The organism is Streptomyces sp. NPDC005728 (genome assembly GCF_040630895.1).
In the GTDB taxonomy this organism is placed as follows: Bacteria; Actinomycetota; Actinomycetes; order Streptomycetales; family Streptomycetaceae; genus Streptomyces.
Genome location: NZ_JBEXYL010000001.1, coordinates 383558 through 406216 on the forward strand (window position 1 = coordinate 383558; position 22659 = coordinate 406216).

The window sequence follows — 22659 nt, forward strand, 5'->3', positions numbered from 1 at the left end:
CTTCCTTCCCTCCCTGTCGCCGTTCGGAGTTTCGAAAGCCTTGCCCGCCCCCATCCCGTGAATTCCCATGTCTTCACGCCGTGTTGACGCGCACATATCTTAGGAAGCGCTTTCTGCGTGGTCGGCGAGCAGGCCGCACAGACAGCGTCGGTCGCAACGTTCGAGGGCCCAAGGGCGGGTCGGAGAGGCGGGTTCCCTATGGTCCGTGCGGGGAGTGCGAGCGTGGCCGCTGGGCCGACGCTGGCCGTCGTCGCCCGCGAGGCGGGGGTCTCGGTGCCGACCGCGTCCAAGGTGGTCAACGGCCGGGAGGACGTGGCGCCCGAGACCCGCCGCCGGGTCACCGAGGCACTGGACCGTCTCGGGTACGTCCGCAGACCCCGTTTCGACGCGGCGAAGGCGCCAGGCCTGGTGGACCTCGTGGTGCACTCGCTGGAGAACTCCCGGTCGGGTGCGGTCCTGCACGGAGTGGAGCAGGCGGCGTACGAAGCGGGCCTGGAGGTGGTGGTCTCGGCGGGTCTGAACCGCACCCGGGGCGACCGCCCGGAGCGCGGCTGGCTGGACAAGCTGACGGTGCGCGGCTCCGCGGGCGTCCTGTTCAACCTCGCGGAGCTGTCCCCCGCCCAGTACGCCTGGCTGAACCACCACCGGATCCCGTTCGTGCTGATCGACCCGGTGCACGAGCCGCCGGCCGGCGTGGTGTCGGTGGGGGCCGCCAACTGGCAGGGCGGGGTGAGCGCGACCGAGCATCTGCTGGCGCTGGGGCACGAGCGGATCGCGGTGATCGCCGGGCACCGGCGCAGGATGTGCAGCAGCGCCCGGGTGGCGGGCTACCGCTCGGCGCTCGCCGCGGCCGGGTCGTGGCACCGCGCCGAATACGTGCGGCACGCCGGGGCCGAGGAGCCGACGGCCCGGCTGCGCATGCACGAGCTGCTGGACCTGCCCGAGCCGCCGACGGCGGTGTTCGTGTGCTCCGACCGGATGGCGCTCGGGGTGTACTCGGCGCTGGCCGAGCGCGGGCTCCGGGTGCCGGACGACATCAGCGTGGTCGGCTTCGACGATCTGCCCGAGGCCCGCTGGGTCACCCCGGCGCTCACCACCGTCCGCCAGCCGCTCGGGGAGATGGCGGCGACCGCGCTGCGGCTGCTGGTGCGGATGATGCAGGGTGAGCGTCCGGAGGGGACGCGTACGGAGCTGTCGACCCGGCTGGTCGGGCGGGCGAGTACGGCCGCGCCGCCTGCCGCCCGTTCGGCCGCACCACGGTGACCGCACCCAGCTCAGGATGGTTTCCCGGGCATGAATCCCATCCCGCGCACCGCAGCGGCCCTGGCCGTGGCCGCCGTCGCCCTGACCGCCGCGTACGGCACCGCCCGGACCGCGAGCCGGACCCTCGCCCCCGCGCAGCATCGCACCGTCGTGGCCGCGCCCGCCGACGAGCACGATCCGAAGGAGGACGTCGAGATCGGCGAGAACGGCCGCCCGGACCTCGGCGAGGACTGACGCGCCGGACCTCGGCGAGGACTGAGCGGCACCGCGCACGGAAAGCGGCCGGGCATCTCCCGCACGGGGTGCCCGGCCGCTGTGCGCTCTCCCTGTCTCAGTCGTCGTCCGGCTCGCGCTCGCCGAGGATGGCCTGGATGGCGTCGACCGCGCTGCCGTCGTGGTCACTTCCCGCGGTGCCGCTGCCGGTCTGGGCGTTGGCCGTGCGGTCGACCTCGAGGATCGAGTCCCGCTCCGAGTTGACGGTCTCCGAGGCGTCGATGAGGGTGATCAGGCCCGAGTCTGCGGCCACGGTCCCGGCGCCGGCTCCGAGGAGCGCCACCGCGAGCACCACGGCCGCCCCGAGCCGGGGCCCGAGGGCCTTCACACACCCACGCCCTCGGGCTGCTGCCGGTCGCGGGCGATGTTGCGCTCCAGCAGGCTGGTCGACGCCTTCACTCCGACCCCGCCGGCCGGGTCCACGTGCGGCAGCCGGCCGTCGGCCGCCTTCAGCTCGGAGAGCGCGGAGTCCATCGCCTGGTGCGCGGCGAACAGGCAGGGGGTGCTGTAGATGGCGACGTCCACGCCGAGGTCGGACAGCTCGCCGAGCGAGAGGCGGGGCGACTTGCCGCCGGCGATCTGGTTGAACAGCAGCGGCTTGTCCCCGACGACCTTGCGGATGCGCTCGATCCACTCGACGCTGCGCACCCCGTCGACCAGGACCACGTCGGCGTCGGTCGCGGCGAGTTGCTCGGCCCGGTGCAGGATGTCGTGCTCCTCGGTGGCGTCCGTACGGGCGACGACGACGAGGTCCTGACGGGTGGCCAGGACCTTGTCCAGCTTCTCCAGGTACTCGTCCAGGGGCAGCACCTGCTTGCCGTCGGCGTGCCCGCAGCGGCGGGGCCGCTTCTGGTCCTCCAGGATCACCCCGGAGGCCCCGATCCGTTCCAGTCCCTCCACGACGTGACAGGCGACCTCGGGGTCCACGTACCCGTCGTCGATGTCGACCAGCAGGTGGTGGTGCGGGAACGCGCCCCGCAGTCGCTGGACGAAGGCGACCATGTCCGGCCAGGCGATGAAGCCGATGTCCGGCAGCCCGTAGTAGGAGGCCGCGAAGCCGAAGCCCGAGACGAACATCCCGTCGTAGTGGTGGGCCGCGATCGAAGCCGAGTACATGTCGTACACGCCGATCAGCGGTGTGGTCCCGGGCCCGGCGATCCGCTCGCGCAGCTTTTTCCCGTAAGTCAAGGTCCGGCTCCTCCGGTGGGTGGGTGACGCGAGGCCCGGTGCGGGCCGCCGCGTCTCGACGCCCTTTGCCAAGACAAGAGCATCTTTAGGTACGCACGTGACCTTTGCTCTACGCCAGCTTTACTCACTCCGATGGCGGAACAGGTTCACCGCAGAAACGTCACTCGGAGAGCTGTCCCGCCCATGCGATTCCGCCGCTCAGGTGGGCCAGGAAGGCCTGCTCGCGATAGGCCTCGGCCGCATGTCCGAGGGCCGTGTAGAACACGCGTCCGTCCCCCTGTCGGCGGCACCAGGCCAGCGGATGGTCGGCTCCCATCCCGCCGCCGGCGTACGACGCCTCGTCGGCCCGCAGCAGCACCCGCACCCGCCCGCGCGGGTTGGACCGGAAGTCGTACCACTCGTCCGTGAAGTCCCAGACGGCGGGCAGGTGCCGGGTCGCGGGGTGGTCGGGATCCTCCACGACGGCCTTCCCGGGCTGGTACTCCGGGTGGCGCTCGAAACGGGCGCCGAGGAGTTCGCCGTAGTACGGCCACCCGTACTCGGTACAGGCGGCCGCGTGGACCCCGGCGAAACCGCCGCCCGTCTCGACGTATTCGGCGAGCCGTTCGCGTCCGGCGGGGGTCAGCACGTCACCGCTGGTGGAGAGGAAGACGACGGCGACGAATCCGCCCAGCGGGCGCTCCAGGTCTGCAGGGTCCTCGGTGTGCTCGACGGTGAACTCCCCCAGTGCGCCTAAGGCGTTGACGGCGTCCGGCAGGGAGTCGTGGCGGTAGTCGGTGGTGCGGGTGCAGATCAGCAGCCGAGGTGTCATGCGATCGAGTTTCGATGTCGGCGGGACGGGAGTCACGCTCCGCGTCCGCTGTCTCCCGAAGCTGCCCAACCACCGCTGAGGGCTGTACTCTCCCCGTGAATGAAGCCCATTCCTCCGCTGCTGGACCACCTCGTGCTCGCCACGCCCGATCTGGCCGCGACCGTCGAAGAGTTCGCATCGCGGACCGGGGTGACGCCCGCGCCCGGTGGGGTGCATGTCGGACTGGGTACGCGCAACTACCTGGTCGCGTTGGGCGGCCGGAGCTATCTGGAGATCATCGGGCCGGATCCGGAGCAGCCGGAGCCCGTGGAGCTGCGGCCCTTCGGGGTCGATCGGCTGACCGGGCCGGCTACGGTGACCTGGGCGATCTGTCCGCCCGATCTGGAGGCGGCGATCGCGGCCGCCCGTGAGCGGGGCTACGATCCGGGGCCGGTCCACCCGATGAGCCGCCGCACCCCCGACGGCACCCTGTTGCAGTGGCGGCTGACCGACGGCGGGAGCGGGCATCCCTCCGGGCTGGTCCCGTTCCTCATCGACTGGGGCGAGTCGGTGCATCCGGCGGTCTCGGGGCTGCCCGTCACTCCGTTGCTGGAAGTGAGGGCCACGGTGCCCGAACCGGACATGGTCCGGCCCCTGCTGTCGGCTCTGGGGACCGAGATCGCCCTCGGAGAAGGGCCGTTCGCCATCTCCTTCACCGTGGACACGTCGGCAGGGCCGGTGACGTTCGGCTGAGGCTTGGAGCCGCGGCCCCCGGGCTGGGAGCCGCGGCTGGTGCCCGTGCGGTCAGCCGAGGAAGACGGAGGAGATCTCGTCGTCGAAGCCGATGGTGGACAGGTCGGCGACATCACCGGTCACGGTCTTGGACGTGCCCTTGCAGTCCTTCTCGGACCAGATCTTCAGGGAGCCGGCGGCCTGGAGCGAGGAGGCGAGGTCGTCGCGGGAGACGTTCTGGCAGCCGGAGCCGGCGAGGCCCTCGGAGGGGTCGCCGAAGTTCTTCTCGTCGGACAGGGTGACGCTGCCGGCGGGCTTGGCCGACCCGCCGCCGTCGTTCTGGTTGCCGCCGTCCTGACCGCCGCCCGCCTTCGTGCCGTCCGGCGTGACGCCGAACCAAGTCCCGCCGACTCCCTGCCCGTTGGTGTCACCGGGCTCGAGGTCCTTGCTGAACCGGTAGACGGGCCGGCCGCCGATCGCCACCTGGAGGGTGCCGTCGTCCCGTTGGACGACCCCGACGTCGGACTTCTTCACCCCGTCGAGGAAGATCCTGCCGCCGGGTGCCACGAGGACCGGCGGCCAGGTGGTGGCGCACCGGCCGTTGCAGGTGGACTTCGACGGGTTCGCGGTGTCCTTGTCGAACCGGTAGAGCGTGAAGCCCGCGCCGTTGACCACGACCGGGTTCAGGCTTCCCGCCCTGGCCGCGCTGAGCTGGACCCACTTCCTGGCGACCGGCTGTGTGGCGGGCTTGCCGGGGCCGTTGGCCCAGTCGCCGGTCCTGGCCGGGGCGTTGTTCTGCCGCGCGGTACCGCTCTGGAAGGCGAGGTCCGGCGCTGCGTCGGCCTGCCGGGTGGCGGCGGGGCTGTCCGGGCCCGCGGCGCCGGTCCCGTCGCCGTTGCAGGCGGTCAGCAGCAGGGCGCCGGCAACGGCGGTGGTGGCGATCATGGCGAGACGCTGGGTGAACATCGGGCTCTCCCTCGTGTCGTGCACTCCGGACCCCCCGGAGCCTTCGCCACGAGGTACGGGGCCGATTCCGCGGCCCCCTCACCCGGTTACGCCCCCGGGACACGCCCGGGACAGGTCGCGGCCAATGCATGCGTGACGTGCACATTCCGCTCTCGCAACACCTGGTCGCAGGTGCCTACGACACGCGGGCGTTCCGGAAGTCCCGCAGATGGTCGTAGACGCCGCGCAGCCACGGCTGTCGCACGGCGGGCAGCCTGGCCAGCGTGTACATGAACACGCCCCAGTCGGGCCGGAACAGGCGCATCGGGCGCAGGGGCAGCGGGTCGTCGCGCTGGACGTCGCGGGGCAGTCCGCCGGTCACCGGCAGGAGCGACCGGTCCTCGGGGCGGGCCACGCCCAGCCACACGTCGGCGGGCAGCGGTACGGTCGCGGGGCTGCCCGGCGGCTGCCGTGCCTCGCCCGTCTGCGGATGCACCGGGACGAAGGCGATGTCCGGGGCGGGGCCGGAGGCGGGCAGGCCCGGGCCGGTCAGCGCCGCCGTCCGTGCCGGACGGCCGGGTGGGAGCAGGGCGTCGAGCGCGCCGCCGTGTCCGATTTCTTCAAGACCGGGCCGCCGGACTCTGTCTACGGTGGGCCCATGACTCCACGATTCGCCGTGATCGGCGTGGTGGCCTCCGATCTGGCCGCCTCACTCGCGTTCTACCGCCGCCTCGGGCTGGTCTTCCCCGACGGGGCCGAGGAACAGCCGCATGTCGAGGCCGAGTTGCCCGGCGGGCTGGTGCTCGCGCTGGACACCGACGAGACCGTCCGGTCGTTCCACTCCGGGTGGCGGCCGCCCGCCGGCGGGAGCCGGGTCGCGCTCGCCTTCCGGTGCGACTCACCGGCCGACGTCGACGCCGTGTACGAGGACCTGGTGGGCGCCGGGTACCACGGGGAGCTGAAGCCGTGGGACGCCTTCTGGGGGCAGCGGTACGCCACCGTGCACGACCCCGACGGCAACGGTGTCGACCTGTTCGCGCCGCTGGGAGCCGAGTAGCTCGCCGAGCGTGACCCCGGCCAACTCCCGTACGTCACGGGCGAGATGAGGCTGGTCCGCGTATCCGGCGCGGGCCGCCGTCTCGGCGTGGGGGACTCCGGAGCGGGCCAGGGCCAGGGCGCGTTGCAGGCGCAGGATGCGGGCCAGGGTCTTGGGGCCGTAGCCGAACGCGGTCAGGCAGCGGCGATGCAACTGGCGGGCACCGATGCCGAGTTCGACGGCCGTCGCCGCGACCGGGCGGCCCGCGTCCAGGCAGGCCACCAGGCGGTGCAGGAGCGGGTCGAGGGCCGGTGCCGCCTGTGCGGCCCGGTCCAGGGCGATGCCCTCCAGGGCCGTCGCCGGGTCGGGGGCCGCCTCGACGCGGGTGCGCAGCCGTCGCACCCGGGCGGCGGGCCACAGGTCGGCCAACTCGACGCGTGCGTCGCGCAGTTCGTGTGCCGGTACGCCGAGCAGGGCGGGCGCGGTGCCGGGGAAGAAGCGGATGCCCGCCCAGGCCCGGGGCGGGCCCTCGGGGACGTACGCACGGGTGTCGGGCCCGGCGACCAGCAGCCGGCCCTCGCTGAACAGCAGGTCCATGCAGCCGTCGGGCAGCACCGGCCGGACCGCGGGGTCCTCCGCGGTGCGCTGCCACACCACCGCGCCGGTCAGCCGGGACGGGCGCTCCTCGTACACGTACGCCAGGCTACGCCGCCCGCGTGCGGTGCTCCTGCGGGCTGACCCCGTACGCCCGTTTGAAGGCGCTGGAGAGGGCGAAGGCGCTGCCGTAGCCGACCCGGCGGGCGATGGCGGCGAGGGTGTCCTCGGTGTCACGGAGCCGGTCGGCGGCCAGGGCGAGGCGCCAGGCGGTGAGGTAGGCCATCGGGGGTTCGCCGACCAGGTCGGTGAAGCGGCGGGCCAGGGCCGCGCGGGACACCCCGGCCCTGGCCGCCAGCGCGGACACCGTCCAGGGGTGGGCCGGGTCGTCCTGGATCAGGCGCAGGGCGCGGCCCACGACCGGATCGCCGAGGGCCCGGTACCAGGCGGGTGCGGCCGCCTCGGGGCGGGAGAACCAGGCTCGCAGCGCGCTGATGACCAGCAGGTCCAGCAGTCGGTCCAGGACCACCTCCTGGCCGGGCTCGTCACGGACGATCTCCTCCGTGAGCAGCGGGGTGAGCGGGCACTTCCACACCTCGGCCGGGAGGGTCAGCAGCGGGGGCAGGGCGTCCAGCAGGCGGCCGCTGATCTCGCCCTGCATCAGGTAGGTGCCGATCAGCATCACGATCGGGGCGTCCGGGCGGTCGCCCCAGGTGCGCACGCCGAGGTCCATGGAACCGTTCAGGGAGCTGCCGTCGGGGTAGCGGCACTCGCCGCCGGGCAGGATCAGCGCCTGCGGGGCGGTGCCGGGGGTGTCGCCGCAGGTGTACGGTTCGGGGCCGCGTGCGATCGCCAGGTCTCCGGGGCGCAGCCGCACCCGCTCGCCGCCGCCGTCGGGGGTGATCCAGGCGTCTCCCCGGGCCATCAGCATCACCGTCAGCGGGGCCCGGTCCTCCACACGCACCGCCCAGGGCGGCTCGAAGCATGCCCGGATCATGAAGGCGCCACGCGCGCGGGGGCCTTCCAGCAGGCCTGCAAGGGGGTCCATGGGGGTCAGCGTAGACGCGCGCGTATGGGAGTGAGCCGTTCGGCGATGGTCCCTTGCCCGGGGCCGCAGTTGACTGGCGGCATGACGCAGAACACGGGCAGGACACACGGGTTGACGGTGGTGGTGACCGGCGCGTCCGGTCGTACGGGCGGACGGGTCGCCGAGGCGGCGCGGGCGGCCGGGATGACGGTCCGGGCGGCCTCGCGGGCGCGGGGCTTCGACTGGCGGGACCGGTCGACATGGGCTCAGGTGCTGCGCGGCGCCGACGCGGCCTATCTGGTGTACCCCTCGGACGTGGGGGCGCCGGACGCGGCGGACGCGGTCGGGGACCTGGCCCGCGAGGCGGTCGGGCTGGGGGTGCGGCGGCTGGTGCTGCTGTCGGCGCGGGGCGAGGAGCAGGCGGGTCCCGCCGAGGAGGCGCTGCGCGCGTCGGGAGCGGACTGGACGATCGTACGAGCTGCCTGGTTCTCGCAGAACTTCAGCGAGGGCCCTCTGGTGGCGGAGCTGCGGGAGTACGGGGAGCTGGTGTTCCCGGCGGGGGCGGTGCGGGAGCCGTTCGTCGACGTGCGGGACATCGCGGACGTGGTGGTGGTGGCGCTCGCCGCGGGCGACCGGTACGTCGGACAGGTGTTGGAGGTCTCGGGGGCGCGGCTGCTGAGCTTCGGTGAGGCGGTCGCGGAGATCGCGGCGGCGACGGGGCGCGAGCTGTCGTACCGGGCGGTGCCGGTGCGGGAGTACGGCGAGCGGCTGGCCGGGTTCGGGGTGCCGACCGAGGAGGCGGAGTTCCTGACGGACGTCTTCGCTTCCCTGCTCGACGGCCGGAACGCGTACGTGTCGGACGGGGTACGGCAGGTGCTGGGCCGCGAGCCGCGGGACTTCGGTGACTTCGTGCGGGAGGCGGCGCCGGCGGGCACATGGAAGCCGTGAGTGGGCCGGGCGAGTGGCCGTGGCACGGGTGCCGGCCGTCGGCATCCGCCGTCGGGCAGCGGGCGGCGTTACTTCGGCGGCGTGTCCCCGTGCGCCTTGTGCGCGTGGTGGTGGGGGTTCTTCGCGTGGGTGCGCAGGCGGGCCGTGACGTCCTCCGGGGGCAGGAAGCGGGACCAGCGCTCCGGGAACTCGGACGGCATGTCCGGGTCGTCGGGGTCGGCCTCGCGGGCGGCGGCGACCCGGGCGACGTACTCGACGACCTCCGCCTCGCGCAGCCGCTCGTTGGCCGCACGGGCGGCGGCCGTGGCGGCGGCCGGCCAGACCCGGTCGATGGCAGCGTTCACGGCGGCGCCGACGAGCACGGCGAAGGCCGACACGCCGATCCAGAGGAGGACGGCGACGGAGGCGGCCAGGGAGCCGTAGATCGTTGCGCCCTCGATGGTGTTGGTCAGGTAGATCCGCAGGAGGAAGCTGCCGAGGACCCACATGGCGAGGGCGACCAGGGCGCCGGGCACGTCCTCGATCCACGGGGAGCGGACGGGCACGGACACGTGGTACAGGGTCGTCAGGAAGACGATGGACAGCACGATGACGACCGGCCAGTACAGGACCTGGACGACCGTCTCCGACCAGGGCACGATCCGCACCACCGCGTCCGGACCGGCCACCATCAGCGGCAGTGCGACCGAGCCGATCAGCAGGGCCACGATGAACAGCAGGAAGGACATCATCCGGGTCTTGACGATGCCGCGGACGCCGTCCAGGCCGTACATGACGGTGATCGTGTCGATGAAGACGTTCACCGCGCGGGAGCCCGACCACAGGGCGAACAGGAAGCCGATGGAGATGATGTCCGGCCGGCCGCCCTTCATCACGTCGTGCAGGATCGGCTCGGCGATCTCCTTCACGCCCTTGTCCGACAGGACCGTGCGGGACGCCTCCAGGAGGTTGCTCTCCAGGCTCGCGATGGTGTCCGCGCCCGTCCAGGCGTCCACGTAGCCGAGGAGGCCGATGAGGCTCAGCAGCAGCGGCGGCACCGACAGCAGCGTGAAGAACGCCGCCTCGGCCGCCAGGCCCAGGATGCGGTACTCCATGCAGGAGTTGACGGTGTCCTTGAGCAGCAGCCAGGCGGTCCTGCGCTTGGAGACGTTCCGGTAGAGGGCTCGGGCCCGGTGGAGCCGGCCGGCGGGCCGCTCGGGGGTTTCACTTCCTGGCTGCACGACCTAACGGTATCCGCCGCAGCGGACCGCCCTCACCTTCCGGGGCCCGCCGCGGGGAGTGACGCGCCCGCAGGCGGTGCTGTGCGACGCTGGAAGCCGGCATCGGCGCGCTCCCAGATAGGTTCGCCATCATGGCAGGCAACTCCACCCACACCGTGACGAACCAGCCGCCGCCGCTGGCGGGGTACGACCTGTTCACCGCCGACCGGGCCCTCGTGGAGGCGGTCGAGCGGCACACCGGTCCGGATGTGCTGGAGGAGGTGCGCCGCGAGCTGTCCCTGCTGGGCCGGGCCGCGGGCTCGGCGCAGGTCCAGGAGTGGGGGGTGCAGGCGAACGAGCACCCGCCGCGGCTGCGCACGCACGACCGGTACGGCCGCCGGATCGACGAGGTCGACTTCCATCCGTCCTGGCACCGGCTGCTCGGCAAGGGGGTCGGGGCGGGGCTGACCGGCGCCTGGACGCGCCCGGCCGGGCATGTGCGCCGGGCGGCGGGGTTCCTGGTCTGGACGCAGGTCGAGGCGGGCAACTGCTGCCCGCTGTCGATGACCCACGCGGCCGTGCCCGCGCTGCGGGCCGACCCTGGCCTCGCGGCCGAATGGGAGCCGCGGCTGACGTCCACGATCTACGACCGCGAGCTGCGGCCCGCCGCGCAGAAGACCAGCGCCCTCTTCGGCATGGGCATGACCGAGAAGCAGGGCGGCAGCGACGTACGGGCGAACACGACCGAGGCCCGGCCGCTCGCCGAGGCCGGGACGTACACACTGACCGGGCACAAGTGGTTCTGCTCGGCGCCGATGTCGGACGGCTTCCTGGTGCTGGCCCAGGCCCCCGGCGGGCTCACCTGTTTCCTCGTCCCGCGCGTCCTCGAGGACGGCACCCGCAACGTGTTCCTGATCCAGCGGCTCAAGGACAAGCTGGGCAACCGGTCCAACGCCTCCGCCGAGGTCGAGTTCGCCGGCACCTGGGCGCGCCGGGTCGGCGAGGAGGGCCGCGGGGTGCGGACCATCATCGAGATGGTCGCCGCGACCCGGCTGGACTGCGCGCTCGGCTCCGCGGGCCTGATGCGGCAGGCGGTGGCGCAGGCAGTCCACCACTGCACGTACCGGGAGGCGTTCGGCGGCAGGCTGGCCGACAAGCCCCTGATGCGCAACGTGCTGGCCGATCTCGCGCTGGAGTCCGAGGCCGCGACCGCGCTGGCCCTCAGGCTCGCGGCCGCCTACGACGACGGGGGCGAGCAGGAGCGCGCCTTCCTGCGGCTCGCGGTGCCGGCCGCCAAGTACTGGATCACCAAGCGGTGTGCGCCGGTGGCGGTGGAGGCCGCCGAGTGCCTGGGCGGCAACGGGTACGTCGAGGAGTCGGGGCTGCCCCGGCTGGTGCGCGAGTCACCGCTGAACTCCGTCTGGGAGGGCGCGGGCAACGTGCAGGCGCTGGACGTGCTGCGGGCGCTGCAGCGCGAGCCGGGCGCGTTGGACGCCTGTCTCACCGAGATCGGGCGGGCGCACGGTGCCGACCACCGGCTGGACCGGGCGGTGAAGGACCTGTTCACCGAACTCGCCGACCTGGACGGCATCGAAGGCCGGGCCCGGCGGCTGGTCGAGCGCCTCGCACTGGTGCTCCAGGGTTCACTCCTGGTGCGATACGCGCCCCCGGAGGTCGCCGACGCGTTCTGCGCCTCCCGGCTCGGCGGCGACCGGGGCGCGGCCTTCGGCACCCTGCCGACGGGCCTGGACCTGGCATCTGTGGTGGACCGGGCACGACCGCTGTCCTAGGGGTCCGTTCTTCCGGCACGTGACAGCCCCCGGAGCGCCTTGTCGGACCGCCGGCGGCAAGGGGTGGTGCTGCGCCGACACGGCACCACCCCCGCCTCATGGGCCCGTTGAAGGCCAGGAACGCCGCCCGGAGGCGGCGCCGTGGTCAAGTCTCAGCCAGCCTCCCGCCATTCACCAGGGTTGCAGGGGGTTGCAACTTATCGGTGACTGTGCGCGGACTGTGTGCCTCCGGCATGCGCCGAACGGCAGTATGGGAGTAGGAGTCGGGCCGGAAACCGCCGCCCGGACGGCTTGACAAGTGTGTTCGACGCCTTTCCCGGGAGGACCCCAGTGGTGAACCCGCCGATGAACGTGGCGCGCCTGGCCGCCGTGGACGCGGCACAGGCGGCGCGGATGCTGAGCGAGCTGCGCGAGGCGACGCTCGCCGGACAACGTGCGCGGATCGCGCCCCGGCCGGTGATCGAGCAGTCCTGGGGACGGATGCTGCGCAGCGGCGTCGACCCCGACCACGACTTCAGATCCCGGCTGCTGCCCGCCGACGAAGTGCGGCGCAGACGTGAGGAGTCGCCGCTCAGACACGTCCTGCCGGTGCTGCGCCAGGGACTGCTTTCGGTCGCGGACGTCGCCCAGCACATCATGGTGGTGGCGGATGCCGAGGGACGCGTGCTGTGGCGGGAGGGATCCCCGCAGGTGCTGCGCAAGGCCGACGGACTCGGCTTCGAACTCGGCGCGGACTGGCGGGAAGACGTCGTCGGTACCAACGGCGTGGGCACTCCGGCGGTCGTACGGCGGCCGGTGCAGGTCTTCGCCGCCGAGCACTTCGTCCGCTCGCACGCCTCCTGGACCTGCACGGGCGCCCCGATCACCGATCCCAGGGACGACCGGCTCATCGGGGTGGTCGACGTGAGCGGCCCGCTGGAGACCATGCATCCGGCGACCCTCGCCTGGGTGGACTCGGTGGCCAAACTCGCCGAGGCCCGGCTGCGGGAGCTGCACACGGCCTCGCTGGAGCGGCTGCGCACGGTGGCCGCGCCGGTGCTGGCCCGGCTGGACGGGCGGGCGCTGGTGGTGGACCGGGACGGCTGGGCGGCGGCCGTGACCGGGATGCCGTACGTGCGCCGGCTGGCCCTGCCCAAGTCGCTGACGCCGGGCCACCGGTGGCTGCCCGCGCTCGGCACCTGCGCGGTGGAGCCGCTGGCCGGGGGCTGGCTGCTGCGGGTGGCCGACGAGCCGGCGGCGGCCGCCGCCGGCCGGATCGTGCTGGACCTGAGCCGGGCGGGCCGCACCTCGGTGACCGTGGCCGGTGCGACCGGCTCCTGGTCCCGCGAACTCAGTCCCCGGCACGCCGAGTTGCTCTACCTGCTGGCCGAGCACCGCGCGGGGCGGGGCGCGGCGGGACTCGCCGAGGATCTGTTCGGAGATCCCACCAGAACGGTAACCGTAAGGGCTGAAATGTCCAGAATTCGCCGATACCTCGGGGACCTTCTGCAACACCGGCCGTATCGTTTCTGCGAGGGTACGGAGGTCGAGGTCCTCCTGCCCGACAACCCCCGTGACCTGCTGCCCCAGTCGACGGCACCGGCGGTGGCGCGACGCAGGGCGACAAGGGGCGCCGACTGACGGGGCGGGGCACCGCCCGCTCCCTGCGGGTGACTTCCGCGCAGGTGTCTTCCGCATATTTGCGGGTCTTGGCCCGGCGACGCCCGTTACTGCCGTAGCATCCCTACGGGCCTCCCCACCTGCTCCTCGGTCAACGTACGGACCACCAGGCGCAGTTGGCCCGCCTCGGGAGGAGACATGAAGCATCGCGGCAGACATCGCAGGCGCAGACGGGGCGCTGCCCTGCGCGCGGTCCTCGCCGGGACCGCGCTGGCACTCACCGCGGCCGCCACGCTGATCAGCGCCTCGCAGGCCACGGTCGCCGAGAACCCGGGCCCGCTCAAGCCGTTGACCTCCCGGGCGGACACCGGCCCGCTGCGGCTCCAGGAGCACCTGATGCCGGACTCCACGCTGAACCGGCTCGCCGCGTCCATGGGCCGGCCGGTCGGCGTGGACACGGTCCTGCGGAGCGCCGACCGCACGCTGCACGAGGGCGCCGACTGCACCTCCGAGGACCGCGCGTCCCTGCCGGTCTCTCCCGCCGCCACCCGCGCCTACTGCTGGGACCCGGCCGACGGCGCCGGCACCGCCTGGCAGCCGGCCTCGGTGACCACCTCCGGGGACGCCGACGAGGACGGTGTCTGGGGCACCCACCGGGTGATCCTCACCGGCTCGACCCACAGCACCACCACCGGCGACACCGCCGAGCGGGGCCTTGCCAGGGTCGCCTTCGTCGACGCGGACGACCCCGACCACCCCGTCTACCGCTGGGTACTCCTGGTGGTGCCGGTCGACGGCGGCGACGACTACCGCGGCCTGGCCTCCCGCATCTCCGGCATGGTCTGGTACCAGAACAAGCTGCTGGTCACCACCACGACCGGCAGCGCCGACGCGCTCTACGTCTACGACCTCGACCGCATCCAGCGCACCACGGTGGACGCGCCCGCGATCGGCCGGGTGCCCGGCGGCTGGTCCGCCGACGGCTACCGATACGTGATGCCCGCGGTCGGCTCCTACCGCTTCTCCGCAGGCCGCTGCACCACCTCGGGCCCGCCCTGCCCGGCCGCCCTCTCCCTGGACCGCGGCACGGCGCCCGACAGCCTGGTCGCCGGCGAGTGGACCGCCCCCGGCAGCGACCGGCACGCGCGGCTGTGGCGGTACGCGTTCAGCACCGACCCCGCGCGCGGCGGCCTGCTCGCCGCCGACGCCACCGGCCGGGTGGACGCGGTCGAGGCCTACCGCACCCGGGCGTCCGGGATCCGGGGCGTGCTGTCGTACCCGCAGGCCGGGTCGGCCGCTCCGTCCTGGTATGTGGGACGCCTGTCCGGCTCCGGGGACGGCCACGGCGGACTGTGGCGACAGGACACCGAGGACGCGAAGGCGGCGCACTGCGGCTCGGACGCCTCCCACCGCTGCTGGGCCCGGTCCGCGGGCTCCCTCTCCTACTGGCAGGAGACGGGCGAGGTCTGGTCCGTGTCGGACCGGATGCTGTTCGCGGTGCCCCTGGCGGTGCTCGACCGGTCCGTGGGCTGAGCCCGCGTGACCTGGTCGATCGACAGACCGCCGGGCGGGATGATTCCCTGGCCCGCATGAGCAGCGTCCCTGTCACCACCTGGTCCCTGGAGCAGACCTCCTCGGCCGACCTCCTGCCGGCGGCCGCCCCCGACGGCGACGTCCGGATCGTGCGCGCCGAGGTCCCCTCCCCTGAGTTCAGCCGCTTCCTGTACGCCTCGGTCGGCGGTGACATCCGCTGGACGGACCGCCTCGGCTGGACCTACACCCAGTGGCAGGAGCACCTGGACCGTCCCGGTGTGGAGACCTGGGTGGCCTACGACCGCGGCACCCCCGCCGGATACGTCGAGCTGGACCCGCAGGACGACGGTGTCGTCGAGATCGGCTACTTCGGCCTGATCCCCGCCTTCCGCGGCCGTCGCATCGGCGGCCACCTGCTGGCGTACGGCACGGCCCGCGCCTGGGACCTGGCCGAGCGCTTTCCCGAGCGGACGCCGACGAAGCGGGTCTGGCTGCACACGTGCAGCAAGGACGGCGAGTTCGCGATGGACAACTATCTGCGGCGGGGGTTCAGGCTGTTCGACACGAAGGTGGAACTGGAGCCGGAGGCGGCCGCGCCGGGGCCCTGGCCGGGGGCGTAGGGGGCGGCGAGGGCCTCGACGAAGCGCAGTAGCTGCCACCCGACGGTGGTACGCGCCTGTCGGGATTCCACGCGCATGGCAACGCCCATGGTCACGATCGGAAGGGCCGCCACGGCCGTGACGGTCCAGCCGCCGAGCAGCGCCGACGGGGCGAAGAAGGTGGGGACGACGCCGCTGAGTACCGTGCACGACAGCCACCCGTTCATGAAGCGACTGCCGATCCGCCTGTCCTTGGCCGCCAAAGGCAGGACGGCCAGGGTCAGGCCGGCGAGCGCCAGGGACAGACTGGCCGTCGGCACGATCCAATCAGGGGTCACCTTCCACTGACGCCAGCTGAACAGGGGGGCGACGGCACTGAACAAGGCTCCTCCCAGCCCGACCGCCAACGCGATGCGAGCCCACATGCTCGACTTGTTGCGGTAGGCCAGTTCGTCCACGCACTGCTCCCACATGGCCTTCGTGAGACAGCCGGAGGCCAGCAGTTCCTGCAGTGTGTGCCGGGCGTCCTGGGGTGGCATCCAGTCGATCAGCCGTCCGCGCCAGCGAGGCAGTGCGCCGGCTGCGATCATCTCCTCCACAACGACGAGCCGTTCGGCCCGCTGCTCGTCCGGATCCTCCTCCGCCGCGTCGCTCAGCAGCCGCACCCACCGACCGGTCGGGTCGATCCCACTGGGGTTGTCGGCCTCCTCATCCACGAGGACGAGCGGGACGAGAATCCGGGGGTCGGGCCGGACGTGGTCGGGGAGGGGCTCCTGGCCACGGGCGAAGCTCGAGAGGAAGAACGCCAACGTGCCGGCCACGCTCGTCATCGGCTCGTCGCCACGGCGTGCGAAGGGCTTCCACACCCAGTCGAAGACAGCTCCGGTCGGCGTGATGCGCGCACCGCGGAGCACCTCTTCGAGCCCGCGGTCACGCAACAGGTCGGCGAGGAACGCGGCCACAAGTCCGTTCTCGACAGTGCCACGGGTCGTCAGGCCGCGCCACAGCACGAGCGTCGCCTTCTCCGTACGCAAGCGCCACAGCACCCAGGCCACTTGCCTCGTAGCGCCGGTCCACCCCTCCTCCAGCGCCGGCACCGCCAGATCCCCCATCGCCACCAGGGCCTCCTCCGCGCCCGGCAGCTCCGTCATCCTCTCCACCAGGAACCGCGCCGCCTTCAGCACGTTCGTCGCCGCCAGCGCCCGTACCGCCATGTGCGACCGCCCGGGGTTCGACGCATCCCAGGCCGCCGCGCACAGCCACTCGAACACCGCGGCACCCCGCGCCCGCCGCTGCGCCGCCACCACCCCGTACGCCGCCACCACCGCGTCCTGCTCCAGAAAGGCCGACTCGTCTCCCAGCAGGGCGTGGAAGTGGGCGATGATCTCGTCCGCCAGGGCGTCGTCGATCAGCTGGGCGTCTGCCAGGCACTGGAAGGCCAGCAGGGGGTCGAGCGCGAGGATCTCCCGGACCAGCGGAGTGCAGTCGCGGGGTTCGGCTCCGCACCACAGACGGACGACCTCGCGCCAGACATGGGGGTCGCGGCGGTACCGGTCCAGCAGGACATCGGCCTGGAGGGCCGTCGCCGCCAGGTACTCCTGGAGGGTCAGATGGGCGAACTGGTAGCGCTCGCCGTTGTCGATGACCAGCAGGAGGCCACTGCGGTCGACGATCTCCGCCAGCACCTCGTCCGTCTCGTCCGGGGGACGGCCGTAGCGTTCCAGGACGGCCCCGACCTCCCGCCGTACCTTCTCGTACGGCATCGCCAGGCGGTCGTACGCGTCCGACGGCACACTCTGCGCGGCCAGGCCGAGCTGTTGCAGGATCGCCCGCTTCAGCGTCGGCGGGAAACGCCGCACCTTGTCCCGGTCGCGGTCCCGCAGCAGGCTCACCGTGACCTCGTTGTAGAAGTCGGCGCGGTTGTGGGGCAGCACCTGGTCGGTGCCGGCGTACTCGTAGCTGTAGAGGTGGGCGATCATCGTGAGGAGCAGCGGGTTGCGGGCCAGCGGCTTCAGCTGGGGGGTGTCGCGCAGAGCGCCCAGCAGCTGCTCCACCGTGTCCGCCGCCAGCTCACGCGGCCAGGGCCAGCCGTGGAGGAAGCGCTGGATCAGGCGGTCGTCGAACTCCTCCACCAGGAGGACCGGTACGGCCTCCTCCGCGAACTCGCCCCGGTACACGGCCACCCGGCAGGTCACCACGGCACGGCAGCGGTCGTGCACCCGCATGAAGCGTCTGATCTCGGCGGCGACCCTCGGCCGCTGGGCCGTGGGGACCTCGTCCAGGCCGTCGAAGTACACCGCCAGCCGGCCTTCGGTGAGGGCTCGCTCCACCCAGGTGCGGGCGTTGGGGAAGTCGTGGTCGGCGAAGTGGTTGACGATGTGCGCGGTGATGTCGCCCGCGTCCAGGTCGACGGAGTGGAGCGAGAGCAGCACCGGGATGTCGGTCGGCGCGCCCAGGTCCACGCGGTGTCTGCGCCGCGGGTCGTACCAGGCACGGCAGGGTGGCAGGTCGGGGCGGTAGCGCTCGCGCGCCCAGGCCAGCACGGTGTGCCTGAGGAGCATCGTCTTGCCCGCGCCCGGTACGCCGAGCACCACCGCCTGGCGGGACTCGTCCAGCGAGACCGCGGCCTCCCGCTGTTCGGCGCCGAAGCCGGTGGCGGTGCGCAGCGGGACGTACACGGACGCCATGTCCATGGCCTGGTTCTCGTCCGGCCGGAAGGAGACGGAGAAGCTCCGGTTCCGTTCGTGCGTCTTGACCGTGTAGCGGCGCAGAGCCGTCCGGCGGAGCAGGGCGCTGCCGGCGAGGCGCCGGTAGAGTGCGGCCGCCGCCTTGTCCACCAGGCGCTTGAACCAGTCCTTGAGTTTGAGGACCAGCACCCCCAGGACGAAGGCGCCCGCCACCGGCAGCCACTGCCGCACCTGGTCCCCCACGGCCGTCCCCCGTTCGCCGCCGCAGTCCCTGAATCGGCAGGATAGGGGTGGGATGGTCCGGATGTCCCCGGTTCGGACCCAGCTCGCGAGACCCACATCACAGTGTTCCGGCATTCGAGACACCCATGTCCAATATGCGGATGACAGTGGACTGGCCAGAGATCCCCGTGACACGCTTCCGTCATGTCTGGAACTGGAATTGCCTTGGTGAGTCGGCGGCACGTCGACCTCGGCCGCATGTCCAGCGCCATCTGTCCGGCGAGCTGACCGCACCAGCACCCGCCGACCTCCCCGTACCTCATTCCTGCTGCGCAAGGATGCGCACGCATGCGCGCGTGCGCATGTATGTGCAGGTCAGAGCCGCTTTCCGCCTGTCCGAAGGACGTAAAAACCATGGCCGCCAACCCGCAGAACCCCGCCGCGTCCGCGCCCCGCCGCAAGGTGAGTCGTCACCGCGGTGAGGGTCAGTGGGCCGTGGGTCACTTCACCCCGCTCAACGGCAACGAACAGTTCAAGAAGGATGACGACGGTCTCAATGTGCGGACACGCATTGAGACGATCTACTCCAAGCGCGGCTTCGACTCCATCGACCCGAACGACCTGCGCGGGCGGATGCGCTGGTGGGGGCTGTACACCCAGCGCCGTCCCGGGATCGACGGCGGCAAGACGGCCATTCTGGAGCCGGAAGAGCTGGACGACAAGTACTTCATGCTGCGGGTGCGGATCGACGGCGGGCGGCTGTCGACGGAGCAGCTGCGGGTGATCGGCGAGATCTCGCAGGAGTTCGCGCGCGGCACCGCGGACATCACCGACCGGCAGAACATCCAGCTGCACTGGATCCGGATCGAGGACGTACCGGAGATCTGGGACCGGCTGGAGGCGGTCGGCCTGTCCACCACCGAGGCCTGCGGCGACACGCCCCGTGTGATCCTCGGTTCTCCGGTCGCCGGCATCGCCGCGGACGAGATCATCGACGGCACCCCGGCCGTCGAGGAGATCCACCGCCGGATCGTCGGCAACAAGGCGTTCTCGAACCTGCCCCGCAAGTTCAAGTCCGCGGTCTCCGGCTCGCCGCTGCTGGACGTGGCGCACGAGATCAACGACGTCGCGTTCGTCGGCGTCGACCACCCCGAGCACGGCCCCGGCTTCGACCTTTGGGTCGGCGGCGGCCTGTCCACCAACCCGAAGATCGGTGTGCGGCTCGGCGCCTGGGTTCCGCTGGACGAGGTCCCGGACGTCTACGAGGGCGTCATCTCGATCTTCCGCGACTACGGCTACCGGCGTCTGCGCACCCGTGCCCGGCTGAAGTTCCTGGTCGCCGACTGGGGCGCGGAGAAGTTCCGTCAGGTGCTGGAGGACGAGTACCTGAAGCGGAAGCTGGCCGACGGCCCGGCGCCCGCGCAGCCCGTGGAGCGCTGGCGCGACCACGTCGGCGTGCACCGGCAGCAGGACGGCCGGTTCTACGTCGGTTTCGCGCCGCGCGTCGGCCGGGTCGACGGCACGCTGCTGGCCAAGATCGCCGATGTCGCCGAGGCGCACGGCTCGGGCCGGGTCCGCACCACCGTCGAGCAGAAGATGATCGTGCTCGACCTCGAGGAGGCACAGGTCGAGTCCCTGGTGGCCGGTCTCGAGGCGCTGGACCTCAGCGTCAGTCCGTCCCCGTTCCGGCGCGGCACCATGGCCTGCACCGGCATCGAGTTCTGCAAGCTCGCCATCGTGGAGACCAAGGCGCGCGGCATCTCTCTGATCGACGAACTCGAGCGCCGCATCCCGGACTTCGACGAGCCGATCACCATCAACGTCAACGGCTGCCCGAACGCCTGTGCCCGTATCCAGGTCGCGGACATCGGTCTCAAGGGCCAGCTGGTCCTCGACGACAAGGGCGAGCAGGTCGAGGGCTTCCAGGTGCACCTCGGCGGCGCACTGGGCCTGGAGCCGGGCTTCGGCCGCAAGGTCCGCGGCCTGAAGGTCACCTCGGAGGAGCTGCCCGACTACGTCGAGCGGGTCCTCAAGCGCTACCAGGCGGAGCGCGAGGACGGGGAGCGGTTCGCGACCTGGGCGGCGCGCGCTTCCGAGGAGGCCCTGTCGTGACCGAGCGGGCCGCGCCTTTCTACTGCCCCTACTGCGGTGACGAGGACCTGCGTCCGAGCGATCAGGGCCACGGTGCCTGGGAATGCGGGTCGTGCAACCGCGCATTCCAGCTGAAGTTCCTCGGGCTGCTCGCCCGGGGATTTCAGCGAGCCGACAACGGAGGGGATGACCGTACATGACGACGGCTCAGGAAGAGCGTACGAGCGAGGAGTTGAAGCAGCTCGCCGAGCAGGCGGGCCGTGACCTGGAGGACGCCTCCGCCCTGGAGATCCTCCAGTGGGCGGTGGACACCTTCGGCGAGCAGTTCTGCGTCACCTCCTCGATGGAGGACGCCGTGGTCGCCCATCTGGCCTCCCGTGTACAGAAGGGCGTCGACGTCGTCTTCCTCGACACCGGCTACCACTTCCCGGAGACCATCGGCACCCGGGACGCCGTCGAGGCCGTGATGGACGTCAACGTCATCACCCTCACGCCGAGGCAGACGGTCGCCGAGCAGGACGCGGAGTACGGCCCGAAGCTGCACGACCGCGACCCCGACCTGTGCTGCAAGCTGCGCAAGGTCCAGCCGCTGGAGGAGGGCCTGAAGGGCTACCGGGCGTGGGCGACCGGCCTGCGCCGCGACGAGTCCCCGACCCGGGCGAACACCCCGGTGGTCGGCTGGGACGAGAAGCGGCAGAAGGTCAAGGTCTCCCCGATCGCCCGCTGGACCCAGGACGACGTGGACGCCTACGTCGCCGAACACGGCGTCCTGACCAACCCGTTGCTGATGGACGGCTACGCCTCCATCGGCTGTGCCCCGTGCACCCGCAGGGTTCTGGAGGGCGAGGATGCGCGCGCCGGCCGCTGGGCGGGCCGGGCCAAGACCGAGTGCGGACTGCACGGATGACGAACGACCAGATTCAGGAGAACCACGTGACCACCGGAGCCACCGTCTGGCTCACGGGTCTGCCGAGCGCCGGCAAGACCACCATCGCGTACGAGCTGGCCGGCCTGCTGCGGGCCGAGGGCCGGCGCGTCGAGGTGCTCGACGGAGACGAGATCCGCGAGTTCATCTCGGCGGGCCTCGGCTTCAGCCGCGAGGACCGGCACACCAACGTGCAGCGCATCGGCTTCGTCGCCGAACTGCTGGCCCGCAACGGCGTCACGGCGCTCGTCCCCGTGATCGCCCCCTACGCGGACAGCCGGGACGCGGTGCGCAAGCGCCACGAGGAGAACAGCACGGCGTACGTCGAGGTGCACGTGGCCACCCCGGTCGAGGTGTGCTCGGTACGCGATGTGAAGGGCCTGTACGCCAAGCAGGCTGCGGGCCGGCTCACTGGGCTGACCGGGGTCGACGATCCGTACGAGGAGCCCGAGACGCCCGATCTGCGGATCGAGTCCCAGAACCAGACGGTGCAGGAGTCCGCGGCGTCGGTGTACGCCGCGCTCAGCGAAAGGGGACTGGCATGACGACCGTCGTTTCCGTGCACGGCGACCATGAGGAAACGTCCAGCCCGTACGCCCTCTCGCACCTGGACGCGCTGGAGTCCGAGGCGGTGCACATCTTCCGCGAGGTGGCGGGCGAGTTCGAGAACCCGGTGATCCTGTTCTCCGGCGGCAAGGACTCCATCGTCATGCTGCACCTCGCGCTGAAGGCGTTCGCGCCGGCCACGATCCCGTTCTCGCTGCTCCATGTGGACACGGGACACAACTTCCCCGAGGTGCTGGAGTACCGGGACCGTGTGGTGACCGCACATGGGCTGCGCCTCCATGTGGCCTCCGTACAGGACTACATCGACCGCGGTGTGCTCAAGGAACGTGCCGACGGCACCCGCAACCCACTGCAGACGCTTCCGCTGACGGAGAAGATCCAGAGCGAGAAGTTCGACGCGGTGTTCGGCGGCGGCCGCCGTGACGAGGAGAAGGCCCGGGCCAAGGAGCGGGTGTTCTCGCTGCGGGACGAGTTCTCGCAGTGGGACCCGCGCCGTCAGCGCCCGGAGTTGTGGAACCTGTACAACGGCCGGCACGCCCCGGGCGAGCACGTCCGTGTCTTCCCGCTGTCCAACTGGACCGAGTTGGATGTGTGGCAGTACATCGCCCGTGAGGGCATCGAGCTGCCGGAGATCTACTTCGCGCACGAGCG

Annotated in this window: 23 protein-coding genes and 1 pseudogene; 15 read left to right on the plus strand and 9 right to left on the minus strand. The window is 72.0% G+C overall.

Annotation, left to right across the window (positions count from 1 at the left end; genetic code table 11):
- The first annotated feature begins 198 nt into the window (after positions 1–198).
- Both ABZ471_RS01660 and ABZ471_RS01665 read left to right on the plus strand, forming a co-directional pair.
- Positions 199–1263 (plus strand): substrate-binding domain-containing protein, encoded by a 1065-nt coding sequence (locus ABZ471_RS01660; protein WP_359061211.1) that lies wholly within the window; start codon positions 199–201, stop codon positions 1261–1263.
- Positions 1264–1293: 30 nt separating this feature from the next.
- Positions 1294–1497: a hypothetical protein gene (locus tag ABZ471_RS01665; protein ID WP_359061213.1), complete on the plus strand. Its 204-nt coding sequence runs from the start codon at positions 1294–1296 to the stop codon at positions 1495–1497.
- A gap of 97 nt (positions 1498–1594) precedes the next feature.
- On the opposite strand, the gene ABZ471_RS01670 is transcribed toward ABZ471_RS01665, so the two are convergent.
- The 3 genes from ABZ471_RS01670 to ABZ471_RS01680 form a co-directional block, all read right to left on the minus strand.
- Positions 1595–1864 (minus strand): hypothetical protein, encoded by a 270-nt coding sequence (locus ABZ471_RS01670; protein ID WP_359061215.1) that lies wholly within the window; start codon positions 1862–1864, stop codon positions 1595–1597.
- Positions 1861–2724 (minus strand): isocitrate lyase/PEP mutase family protein, encoded by an 864-nt coding sequence (locus tag ABZ471_RS01675; protein ID WP_359061218.1) that lies wholly within the window; start codon positions 2722–2724, stop codon positions 1861–1863. The genes ABZ471_RS01670 and ABZ471_RS01675 overlap by 4 nt, the downstream gene beginning before the upstream one ends.
- A gap of 160 nt (positions 2725–2884) precedes the next feature.
- Positions 2885–3535, minus strand: a complete 651-nt coding sequence (locus tag ABZ471_RS01680) for a ThuA domain-containing protein (protein WP_359061220.1) — start codon at positions 3533–3535, stop codon at positions 2885–2887.
- A 99-nt stretch (positions 3536–3634) separates the two neighbouring features.
- On the opposite strand from ABZ471_RS01680, the gene ABZ471_RS01685 reads away from it, so the two are divergent.
- Positions 3635–4267: a VOC family protein gene (locus ABZ471_RS01685; RefSeq protein WP_359061222.1), complete on the plus strand. Its 633-nt coding sequence runs from the start codon at positions 3635–3637 to the stop codon at positions 4265–4267.
- Positions 4268–4318: 51 nt separating this feature from the next.
- Here the strand turns inward: ABZ471_RS01685 and ABZ471_RS01690 are convergent, their stop codons facing one another.
- Both ABZ471_RS01690 and ABZ471_RS01695 read right to left on the minus strand, forming a co-directional pair.
- Positions 4319–5212, minus strand: a complete 894-nt coding sequence (locus ABZ471_RS01690; RefSeq protein WP_359061224.1) for a hypothetical protein — start codon at positions 5210–5212, stop codon at positions 4319–4321.
- Positions 5213–5387: 175 nt separating this feature from the next.
- Positions 5388–5687, minus strand: coding sequence for a hypothetical protein (locus ABZ471_RS01695; RefSeq protein WP_359061226.1), 300 nt, complete (start codon positions 5685–5687; stop codon positions 5388–5390).
- A gap of 162 nt (positions 5688–5849) precedes the next feature.
- Between ABZ471_RS01695 and ABZ471_RS01700 the strand changes: the two genes are divergently transcribed.
- The gene (locus tag ABZ471_RS01700) at positions 5850–6248 is read left to right on the plus strand and encodes a VOC family protein (protein ID WP_359061228.1); all 399 of its coding nucleotides are present in this window, start codon (positions 5850–5852) and stop codon (positions 6246–6248) included.
- Here the strand turns inward: ABZ471_RS01700 and ABZ471_RS01705 are convergent.
- Positions 6240–6920 (minus strand): annotated as a pseudogene (locus tag ABZ471_RS01705) (helix-turn-helix domain-containing protein); the annotation flags it as partial. The gene ABZ471_RS01700 and the pseudogene ABZ471_RS01705 sit on opposite strands and share 9 nt — an antisense overlap.
- Positions 6921–6930: 10 nt before the next feature.
- Complete coding sequence (locus tag ABZ471_RS01710; RefSeq protein ID WP_359061230.1) at positions 6931–7869, minus strand: AraC family transcriptional regulator; 939 nt, start codon at positions 7867–7869, stop codon at positions 6931–6933.
- 81 nt (positions 7870–7950) lie between these two features.
- Between ABZ471_RS01710 and ABZ471_RS01715 the strand changes: the two genes are divergently transcribed.
- A complete protein-coding gene (locus tag ABZ471_RS01715; protein ID WP_359061232.1) occupies positions 7951–8796 on the plus strand; it encodes an NmrA family transcriptional regulator in 846 nt (281 codons plus the stop codon).
- A 68-nt stretch (positions 8797–8864) separates the two neighbouring features.
- On the opposite strand, the gene ABZ471_RS01720 is transcribed toward ABZ471_RS01715, so the two are convergent.
- On the minus strand, positions 8865–10016 hold the full coding sequence (locus ABZ471_RS01720; protein WP_359061234.1) for a YihY/virulence factor BrkB family protein: 1152 nt from the start codon (positions 10014–10016) through the stop codon (positions 8865–8867).
- Positions 10017–10147: 131 nt separating this feature from the next.
- On the opposite strand from ABZ471_RS01720, the gene ABZ471_RS01725 reads away from it, so the two are divergent.
- The 4 genes from ABZ471_RS01725 to ABZ471_RS01740 all read left to right on the plus strand — a co-directional run bounded on the left by ABZ471_RS01725 (position 10148) and on the right by ABZ471_RS01740 (position 15537).
- Entirely contained in the window at positions 10148–11785 is a 1638-nt protein-coding gene (locus ABZ471_RS01725; protein WP_359061236.1) for an acyl-CoA dehydrogenase family protein, read from the plus strand.
- A gap of 345 nt (positions 11786–12130) precedes the next feature.
- A complete protein-coding gene (locus ABZ471_RS01730; RefSeq protein WP_359061238.1) occupies positions 12131–13405 on the plus strand; it encodes a GAF domain-containing protein in 1275 nt (424 codons plus the stop codon).
- A 177-nt stretch (positions 13406–13582) separates the two neighbouring features.
- On the plus strand, positions 13583–14917 hold the full coding sequence (locus ABZ471_RS01735; RefSeq protein ID WP_359061240.1) for a hypothetical protein: 1335 nt from the start codon (positions 13583–13585) through the stop codon (positions 14915–14917).
- A gap of 56 nt (positions 14918–14973) precedes the next feature.
- Positions 14974–15537, plus strand: a complete 564-nt coding sequence (locus tag ABZ471_RS01740) for a GNAT family N-acetyltransferase (protein ID WP_359061242.1) — start codon at positions 14974–14976, stop codon at positions 15535–15537.
- On the opposite strand, the gene ABZ471_RS01745 is transcribed toward ABZ471_RS01740, so the two are convergent.
- Positions 15450–18446, minus strand: coding sequence for an NACHT domain-containing protein (locus ABZ471_RS01745; RefSeq protein ID WP_359061244.1), 2997 nt, complete (start codon positions 18444–18446; stop codon positions 15450–15452). The genes ABZ471_RS01740 and ABZ471_RS01745 overlap by 88 nt on opposite strands.
- A gap of 183 nt (positions 18447–18629) precedes the next feature.
- Here ABZ471_RS01745 and ABZ471_RS01750 point away from each other — a divergent pair, with 183 nt between their 5' ends.
- From ABZ471_RS01750 to cysD, 6 genes are all read left to right on the plus strand, one after another.
- Positions 18630–18713: a putative leader peptide gene (locus ABZ471_RS01750; RefSeq protein WP_309486338.1), complete on the plus strand. Its 84-nt coding sequence runs from the start codon at positions 18630–18632 to the stop codon at positions 18711–18713.
- A gap of 126 nt (positions 18714–18839) precedes the next feature.
- Positions 18840–20537, plus strand: coding sequence for a nitrite/sulfite reductase (locus tag ABZ471_RS01755; RefSeq protein ID WP_359061246.1), 1698 nt, complete (start codon positions 18840–18842; stop codon positions 20535–20537).
- Entirely contained in the window at positions 20534–20716 is a 183-nt protein-coding gene (locus ABZ471_RS01760) for a hypothetical protein (RefSeq protein ID WP_359061248.1), read from the plus strand. Before ABZ471_RS01755 ends, ABZ471_RS01760 begins: the two co-directional genes overlap by 4 nt.
- Positions 20713–21423: a phosphoadenylyl-sulfate reductase gene (locus tag ABZ471_RS01765; protein ID WP_359061250.1), complete on the plus strand. Its 711-nt coding sequence runs from the start codon at positions 20713–20715 to the stop codon at positions 21421–21423. Before ABZ471_RS01760 ends, ABZ471_RS01765 begins: the two co-directional genes overlap by 4 nt.
- 26 nt (positions 21424–21449) lie before the next feature.
- A complete protein-coding gene (cysC, locus tag ABZ471_RS01770; RefSeq protein WP_359061252.1) occupies positions 21450–21986 on the plus strand; it encodes an adenylyl-sulfate kinase in 537 nt (178 codons plus the stop codon).
- Positions 21983–22659 (plus strand): sulfate adenylyltransferase subunit CysD (gene cysD / locus ABZ471_RS01775; RefSeq protein WP_359061254.1); only part of this gene is annotated, 677 nt, incomplete at its 3' end. The genes cysC and cysD, both read left to right, overlap by 4 nt.